A 7,906-nucleotide genomic window follows, 5' to 3' on the forward strand; every position below is an offset into this window, starting at 1 on the left:
GCTCAGCGTCCTGATACCCTGTCGTCCTCCCCGACTGACCTTTCTCATACCCGTCCTCGGCCGCGCCGTCACACGTTTCCATCGGCAGGGGTGAGCCGTAGAATGTGCACCCACCCGCTTCCCGGAGTAGAGACATGACCCCGACCCCCCTGGTGCTGGCCAGCGGCAACGCCGGCAAGCTCCGTGAATTCCATCAGCTGCTGGCGCCGCTGGGATTCGAAGTGCGGCCCCAAGCCGACTTCGATGTCCCCGAAGTCGACGAGACCGGTCTGACCTTCGTCGAGAATGCCCTGCTCAAGGCCAGGGAAGCGAGCCGGGTGAGTGGTCTCCCCGCGCTCGCCGACGATTCCGGCCTGGAGGTCGATGCGCTCGGCGGCGCCCCCGGGATCTATTCGGCGCGCTTCGCCGGCGAGCCGAAGAGCGATGCGCGCAACAATGCCCGCTTGCTGGAGGCCCTGGCCGAGGTCCCCGAAGGCCAGCGGACTGCCCGCTACTGGTGCGTGCTGGTCCACCTGCGTCATGCCGAGGACCCGGTGCCGCTGATCGTTCAGTGCAGCTGGGAAGGGGAAGTGCTGGCCCACCCCCGAGGCGAGGGTGGCTTCGGTTATGACCCGCTGTTCTGGCTGCCGGACCAGGCCATGAGCGTGGCCGAGCTTGCTCCCGAGGAGAAGAATCGGCTGAGCCATCGCGGCCGGGCCCTGCTGGCCCTGGTCGAGGTCCTGGGTCCGGCGCCGCGATGAAGGGCCCGATGCTGCCGCCCCTCTCCCTCTATGTGCATGTGCCCTGGTGCGTGCGCAAGTGCCCCTACTGTGACTTCAACTCCCACGGTGTGGGGCGTGGCGCCACGCTGCCCGAGGCCGACTACCTGGAGGCCCTGGTCGCGGACCTGGACCAGGAGCTAGAGCTTGCCGCGGGGCGTGAGCTCGTCAGCCTGTTCATCGGCGGTGGCACCCCGAGCCTGATGTCGGCGTTCTTCTATCAGCAATTGCTGGACCGTATCGCCGTGCGCCTGCCCATGGCCTCCGATATCGAGATCACCCTGGAGGCCAACCCGGGGACCCTGGAGCGCGGGCGCTTCGCCGGCTATCGGGAGGCGGGCATCAACCGCCTGTCGCTCGGCGTGCAGAGCTTCCAGGATCCCCAGCTCGAGGCGCTTGGCCGCATCCACTCGGGCCGTGATGCCATCGCGGCGGTGGCCGAGGCCCGCGCGGCCGGCTTCGACAACCTCAACCTCGACCTGATGCACGGGCTGCCGGGGCAGACGCCTGGGCTGGCCCTCGACGACCTCGAGCGAGCCCTCTTGCTCGCCCCCGAGCATCTCTCCTGGTACCAGCTCACCCTCGAACCCAATACCGAGTTCCACACCCATCCCCCCCGGTTGCCCGTGGAGGAGACGCTGTGGGACATCCAGGATCAGGGCCACGCCCGGCTGGAAGCCGCCGGCTACTCCCGCTACGAGATCTCCGCCTATGCTCGGGGAGGCCTGCGCTCGCGGCATAACCTCAACTACTGGCGGTTCGGCGACTACCTGGGCATCGGGGCTGGCGCCCATGGCAAGCTGAGTCGGGTGGAGGACGGGGAGCCGCTGGCCATCGAGAGGCGCTGGAAGAGCCGCCAGCCGGAGGCCTACCTGAGGAGACGGCATGATCCGCGAGGGTTTGTCGCCGGACGCAGTCGGGTCGATGGGGACGAGCTGCCGCTGGAGTTCGCCATGAATGCGCTGCGCCTCGTCGAGGGGGTCCCGCTGTCGACCTGGTCGGCGCATACCGGTCGTTCGCGGGAGGCCCTCGAGGAACGCCTGTCGGCCGCCAGGAAAAAAGGACTTCTTGTGGAAGATGCTCAGCGGCTGCAGGCATCGCCACAGGGTCTATTATTCTTGAACGAATTGCTGGCGTTGATCAGCCAGGACTGACGATCTTTCTGCTCATCGCACATCGCCGATCCGCTGCCGCCAGGAGGGCGGTCCGGAACTGCCATCCCGACATCAAGGAGATACACCATGATCAAGTTCCCACGTCTGTTCGTCCCGGTCGCCGCCGCTGCCCTGCTGGTGGGTTGCGCCACCACCGACCCCTACTCCGGGCAGACCCAGCGTTCCACGACCGGTACCGGTGCGGCCATCGGTGCCGCCGTGGGTGCCGCCGCCGGTGCGCTGAGCGGTGACGGCAGCACCAGCCGACGCGACCGTGCCCTGATCGGTGCCGCCGTGGGCGCGGCCGCCGGGGCCGGTATCGGCGCCTACATGGATCGCCAGGAGCAGGAGCTGCGTCAGAGCACCCAGGGGACCGGTATCGAGGTCGATCGTCGCGGCGATGACATCGTGCTGAACATGCCGAGCAGCGTGACCTTCGGCTTCGACTCCAGCGACCTCACCAGCAACGCGCGCAATGCGCTGAACGACGTGGCGTCGATCCTCACCCAGTATGACGACACCCGGGTCAACATCGGCGGTCACACCGACAGCACCGGCAATGCCGACTACAACCAGCGCCTCTCCGAACGCCGCGCCGAGGCCGTCGGCAACTACCTGGCCCAGTCCGGCGTGGCGCGCAATCGCCTCAGCATGACCGGCTACGGCGAGAACCAGCCGGTGGCCAGCAACGCCACCGAGGAGGGGCGTGCACAGAACCGCCGTGTCGAGATCACCCTCTCGCCCATCGAGAGCCAGTTCCAGTAAGCGCCGGGTAGCTTCCCGCGACCCTGCCTCCGGGGCCCGTCACTGCGAAGTGGCGGGCCCCTTTCCTTGTCGACCGCCTTGCCGATTCACGGACCGTCTTCCATGCTTTCCTATCAGCACGCCTACCATGCCGGCAATTTCGCCGACGTTCACAAGCATCTGACGCTGTTCGCCGTCATCGACCATCTATTACGTAAGAAAACACCTGTTACGTATATTGATACCCACTCGGGACGCGGCCTCTATCCATTATCGGCCGAGGAGACCGCCAGGTTGGGGGAGTACCGACAGGGAGTGGCGCCGCTCTGGCACGCCCGGGAGGCGCTGCAGGCGACGCCGCTGCTGGGACCCTGGCTCTCCTCACTCGCCGCCGCCCAGGAGTGCGCGGCGTCCCTGGCATGCTATCCAGGATCCCCCTGGTGGCTCTCCCACCGGCTGCAACCCCGCGATCGGCTGGTGCTGTTCGAGCTGCATCCCGGCGAGTATCGGCACCTGGAGGGCCAGGCGCTCGGGACCAACGTGCAGCGCATCCAGGGGGATGGCCTGACGGGCCTGCTGCGGCGGCTGCCGGTCTCGACCCCCCGCCTCTGCGTGCTGATCGATCCCAGCTTCGAACGCAAGACGGAGTATCGGGAAGTGGCCGAGACGGTGCTGTCGGCCATGGACAAGGCGCGGCACGCGGTGGTGCTGGTGTGGTACCCGCTGTTGCCGGCCGCTCGCCACCACGAGCTGCTGGATACCCTGCGCGACGGCGGTCTTCGCAAGATCTGGCGCAGCGAGCTTCGGCACCACGAGCCTGCCGAGGACGAGCGCGGCATGGTCGGCAGCGGGATGCTGGTGGTCAATCCGCCCTGGGGGCTGGGCGAACGGCTGGAGGAGGCCATGTCCCGGGTCTGCCCTCTGCTGGACAGGACGAGCCGCCATACGGGTGGCTGGTGGGTCGAGGAGTAGTCTCGCTGCCGACGATCACGCCGAGCGGGGGTGATACAGGCCGCACTGACAGTGCGGATGCGCCGTGATCTTGATCACTTGCCGATGCAGAAGCTGCCGAAGATCTCGCCGAGCAGATCATCCGCACTGAACTCGCCGGTGATCTCTCCCAGCGCCTGCTGGGCGTCACGAAGGTCCTCGGCCAGCAGCTCGCCGGCACCGTAGCCGACCAGCTGGGCCTCGCCGTTCTCCAGCGCCTGGCGGGCCCGATCCAGAGCATCCAGGTGGCGGCGCCTGGCCGAGAAGCGGCCCTCCGGAGTGGCAGCATAGCCCATCACCCCCTTGAGGTGCGTCTTGAGGTTATCCACACCCTCACCGGTCTTAGCCGAGAGCCTGACGATCGGCGTGGCTGTGGATAACTCGATTCCCGGGGCTTCCCGGCTGGTGTCAATCTTGTTGCGGACCAGGGTAAGCCGGGAGGCATCGGGTAGCCGTGCGACGAACTCCGGCCAGATGGCCATGGGATCGGTCGCCTCGGTGGTGCCGGCATCGACCAGCAGCAGCACGCGATCGGCCTTCTCGATCTCGGCCCAGGCCCGGGCCACGCCGATCTTCTCCACGGCGTCCGGGGTGTCGCGAAGGCCGGCGGTATCGATCACGTGCAGCGGCATGCCGTCGATATGCACATGCTCGCGCAGCACGTCCCGGGTGGTGCCCGCGATATCCGTGACGATGGCCGTCTCCTGCTCGGTGAGAGCATTGAGCAGGCTGGACTTGCCGGCGTTGGGTCGGCCGGCGATCACCACGCTCATGCCCTCGCGCATCAGTGCCCCCTGGCCGGCGGCCGTGCGGACCGCATCCAGCTCGGCCTTCACTTCGGCGAGCATCGCCGCGACCTTGCCGTCGGCCAGGAAGTCGATCTCCTCCTCGGGGAAGTCGATAGCCGCCTCCACGTACATGCGCAGCTCGATGAGACGCTGGACCAGCCCCTCGACCCGGCGCGAGAACTCGCCCTGCAGCGAGCGCAGGGCGTTCTCCGCCGCCGCCCGTGAGCTGGCGTCGATCAGGTCGGCGATCGCCTCGGCCTGGGCCAGGTCGAGCTTGTCGTTGAGGAAGGCCCGCTCGGAGAACTCGCCGGGACGGGCCAGCCTGGCCCCCAGCCGCACGCAGCGCTCGAGCAGCAGGTCCATGATCACCGTGCCGCCGTGGCCCTGCAGTTCCAGCACGTCCTCGCCGGTGAAGGAGTGCGGGCCGGCGAAGAACAGCGCGATCCCCTCGTCGATCACCGTCGAGTCGCCGTGGAAGGGCCCGTAGTGGGCGCGGCGTGGCGAGGGGCACTGACCCACCATGGCCTCGGCGATCGCCGTGCACAGCGGCCCGGAGACGCGAATGATGCCGACGCCACCCCGTCCCGGCGGGGTGGCGAGTGCCGCGATGGTGTCCTGGGCATAGAGGGTGCCGGGCATCGTAGTCTCCTGATGTACTTGGCGTGCGCTGGGTGGGGCCATTGTCCTTTTCGGATGTCGGAAACGCCAGACCCCCGCATGGGGCGGGGGTCCGGGTTGGTGCGTGGCGGGAAGCGGCTACTTGGTCTTCATGCCCTTGCCGACGCTGGGATCGTTCTCGATCCGGCGCGTGATCACGTACTGCTGGGCGATCGAGATGATGTTGTTGACCACCCAGTAGATCACCAGACCGGCCGGGAACCACAGGAAGAAGAAGGTGAAGACGATCGGCAGCATGCGCATGATCTTCGCCTGCATCGGGTCCGGCGGCGTCGGGTTCAGCAGCTGCTGCACGAACATCGAGGCGCCCATCAGGATCGGCAGGATGAAGAACGGGTCCTTCACCGACAGGTCCTGGATCCAGAACATGAAGGGCGCATGGCGCAGCTCCACGGACTCGAGCAGCATCCAGTACAGGGCGATGAAGACCGGCATCTGGACCAGGATCGGCAGGCAGCCGCCCAGCGGATTGATCTTCTCCTTCTGGTAGAACTTCATCATCTCCTGGGACATCTTCTGGCGATCGTCGCCGTACTGCTCCTTCAAGCGCTGCATTTCCGGGCCCAGCTTGCGCATGCGGGCCATGGACTTGTAGGCCTTGGCGGAGAGCGGCCACAGGGCCAGCTTGACCACGATGGTCAGGAAGACGATGGACCAGCCCCAGTTGCCGATCAGGCTGTGGATCTGGTCGAGCAGCCAGAACAGCGGGTTGGCAATGAACCACAGCCAGCCGAAGTCGACGGTCAGCCGCAGGTTCGGGGCCACGGCTTCCAGGTAGTCCTGGACCTTGGGGCCCACGTACAGGGTGGCACCCAGGCGGGTCTCGCCCTCGGGGGCCAGGGTGCTGACCGGTCCGGCGAAGGCAGCCACGTTGCGGTTCTGGGAGTCCGTGGTGGCGTAGAAGAGGTTCTGCTGGTTCTGGGACGGCGCCCAGGCGGAGACGAAGTAGTGCTGGATGATCGCTACCCAGCCGCCCTGCGAATCGCGGTTCTCGAAGCGGCCGCGCTGGATGTCGTCGAAGTCGACCTTCTCGTAGCGGCTCTCCTGGGTGGAGAAGGCAGACCCGAGGTAGGAGCTCATGCCCATGGCGACGCCGCTGGAGGGGTCGGGGCTGTTGTCGCGGGCGAGCTGGCCGATGAAACGGGCGGTGACCGGCTCCTCGGTATTGTTGGCCAGGTAGTAGTTCACGTCGACCGCGTAGCTGCCGCGCTCGAAGGCGAAGCGCTTGATGATGTCGACGCCGTTCACCTCGGCGGTGAGGTCAACCTCGAGACGGTTGTCATCCTCGGCCAGGCGGTACTCGGTATTTCCCGGGGTGAAGGCGATGCGACCGGCGTGACCATCGAGCTGCAGGCCGGAGCGGGCCACGTAGCTGCGGGACTCGCTGTCAGACAGCAGGACGTAGGGACGGTCGGAGCCGAGCGTCAGCTTGTGCTGCGGCAGGGCCGCATAGACGATGTCGCCGCCCTGGGGATCGATGCGCAGATCGAGGACATCGGTGACCACCGCGACCAGGTCGCGGCTGCGGGCCGTACCGGCACTGTCGCCGGGCATGGCTTCGCCCATGTCACCCTCGGCGCGCGGGGCGCTGGGGACCGCCAGGCCATCACCGCTGTCGGCCTCGGCAGCGCCCTCGGCTTCCGGAGCGCTGCTGGTGAAGGAGGGGGCTTCTGGTTCAGGGGCTACCTGACCGTAGTCCTGATTCCACTGAACGACGATCAGGTAGGCGAGCACCGCCAGTGGAATCAGCAATAGGAGTCGTTTTACGTCCATGAGGGTTCTGCCCGATGGGTAGTGAAGATGCCAATGGCGCGTAAGGGATCGCACGCCCGATATAGACAAAAGCCTGCCGAAGGCAGGCTGGATTCCGGACACGGACTGTCGGCGGTCGTTGCGGCGGCGTCAATGATCACCCGGAGAGGAAGTCGTGGCATCGTGCTGACTCCTTGGCTGGCCGGTCACCCGCCGTGGCCGACGGTCCCGCTGGTGCTCTCGGCTGGCGCACTCCGTTCCGGCGTCGTGGCCAGGGCCTTCCCGGCATCTCGAGTGAGACGTCGCCACATGCCTTGCAGCTGGCGGTGCAGGGTGGGGTTGTCCAGCTCACCCACACCACGCCTGGCCAGCAACACGATATCCACGGGGGGAAGCTGCTGCTGATGCAGGCGGACGGACTCTCGTGCGAGACGCTTGAGACGGTTGCGATCGACGGCGCGGCGGAGATTCTTCTTGCTGACCACCAGTCCCAGACGGGGGTGCCCCATATCGTTGGGCACCGCCAGGACCAGGAGTCCCTTGCCGTGCACCTTGAAGGCCGCCGTCTCGAAGACGCGCCGATAGTCCCCCGCCGTCAGCAGGCGCAGACGGCGGGGGAAAGCCTGACGGGACACGTGCAGTCCGTGATCAGGCGCTCAGGCGCTTGCGACCCTTGGCGCGACGACGCGCCAGGACGGCACGACCGTTCTTGGTGGCCATGCGGGCACGGAAGCCGTGCACGCGCTTGCGCTTGAGAACGCTGGGCTGAAAAGTGCGTTTCATAACTCGTTATTCCCACGTGGTTTTTAGGACGAATCGACAATTTCGAGGCGTCCGGATTCCGCTGGGGAACCCGGTGGTATTCGGCTCAAGACCGGAAATTGTAGTGATTTCGGGCCTCCGGTGCAATTTTTCCGTTCCGTCATCGCGGCGAAGCCTGACGAGGGCTCGCGATCAGGGAGGGACTATTATCACTATTGGTTAAGGTGTTCCTGTAGATGCTGTTATTAATACTGGGGACAGGTTCTGTGGATAACATGAT

Annotated in this window: 8 protein-coding genes; 4 read left to right on the forward strand and 4 right to left on the reverse strand. The window is 66.5% G+C overall.

Going from position 1 to position 7,906, the window contains the following annotated elements:
* The first annotated feature begins 134 nt into the window (after positions 1–134).
* The 4 genes from rdgB (at position 135) to NFC98_RS17930 (ending at position 3,628) form a co-directional block, all read left to right on the forward strand.
* Positions 135–740, forward strand: a complete 606-nt coding sequence (rdgB, locus tag NFC98_RS17915; protein WP_254276233.1) for an RdgB/HAM1 family non-canonical purine NTP pyrophosphatase — start codon at positions 135–137, stop codon at positions 738–740.
* Positions 741–748: 8 nt separating this feature from the next.
* Positions 749–1,912: a radical SAM family heme chaperone HemW gene (hemW, locus tag NFC98_RS17920; protein ID WP_254276234.1), complete on the forward strand. Its 1,164-nt coding sequence runs from the start codon at positions 749–751 to the stop codon at positions 1,910–1,912.
* A gap of 90 nt (positions 1,913–2,002) precedes the next feature.
* Positions 2,003–2,677 carry an OmpA family protein gene (locus NFC98_RS17925; protein ID WP_254277878.1) on the forward strand — a complete coding sequence of 225 codons (675 nt, stop codon included), beginning with the start codon at positions 2,003–2,005 and terminating at the stop codon, positions 2,675–2,677.
* 102 nt (positions 2,678–2,779) lie between these two features.
* Entirely contained in the window at positions 2,780–3,628 is an 849-nt protein-coding gene (locus NFC98_RS17930; protein WP_254276235.1) for a 23S rRNA (adenine(2030)-N(6))-methyltransferase RlmJ, read from the forward strand.
* Positions 3,629–3,702: 74 nt separating this feature from the next.
* Here the strand turns inward: NFC98_RS17930 and mnmE are convergent, their stop codons facing one another.
* The 4 genes from mnmE to rpmH form a co-directional block, all read right to left on the reverse strand.
* Positions 3,703–5,073 carry a tRNA uridine-5-carboxymethylaminomethyl(34) synthesis GTPase MnmE gene (mnmE, locus tag NFC98_RS17935; RefSeq protein ID WP_254276236.1) on the reverse strand — a complete coding sequence of 457 codons (1,371 nt, stop codon included), beginning with the start codon at positions 5,071–5,073 and terminating at the stop codon, positions 3,703–3,705.
* 117 nt (positions 5,074–5,190) lie between these two features.
* Positions 5,191–6,885: a membrane protein insertase YidC gene (gene yidC, locus NFC98_RS17940; RefSeq protein ID WP_254276237.1), complete on the reverse strand. Its 1,695-nt coding sequence runs from the start codon at positions 6,883–6,885 to the stop codon at positions 5,191–5,193.
* Between the two features lie 185 nt (positions 6,886–7,070).
* A complete protein-coding gene (gene rnpA, locus NFC98_RS17945; protein ID WP_254276238.1) occupies positions 7,071–7,499 on the reverse strand; it encodes a ribonuclease P protein component in 429 nt (142 codons plus the stop codon).
* Between the two features lie 13 nt (positions 7,500–7,512).
* Positions 7,513–7,647: a 50S ribosomal protein L34 gene (rpmH, locus tag NFC98_RS17950; protein WP_010626003.1), complete on the reverse strand. Its 135-nt coding sequence runs from the start codon at positions 7,645–7,647 to the stop codon at positions 7,513–7,515.
* Positions 7,648–7,906: the final 259 nt, after the last annotated feature.

Origin of the sequence: Halomonas sp. 3H, from assembly GCF_024206005.1 — a bacterium.
GTDB lineage: Bacteria > Pseudomonadota > Gammaproteobacteria > Pseudomonadales > Halomonadaceae > Halomonas > Halomonas campaniensis.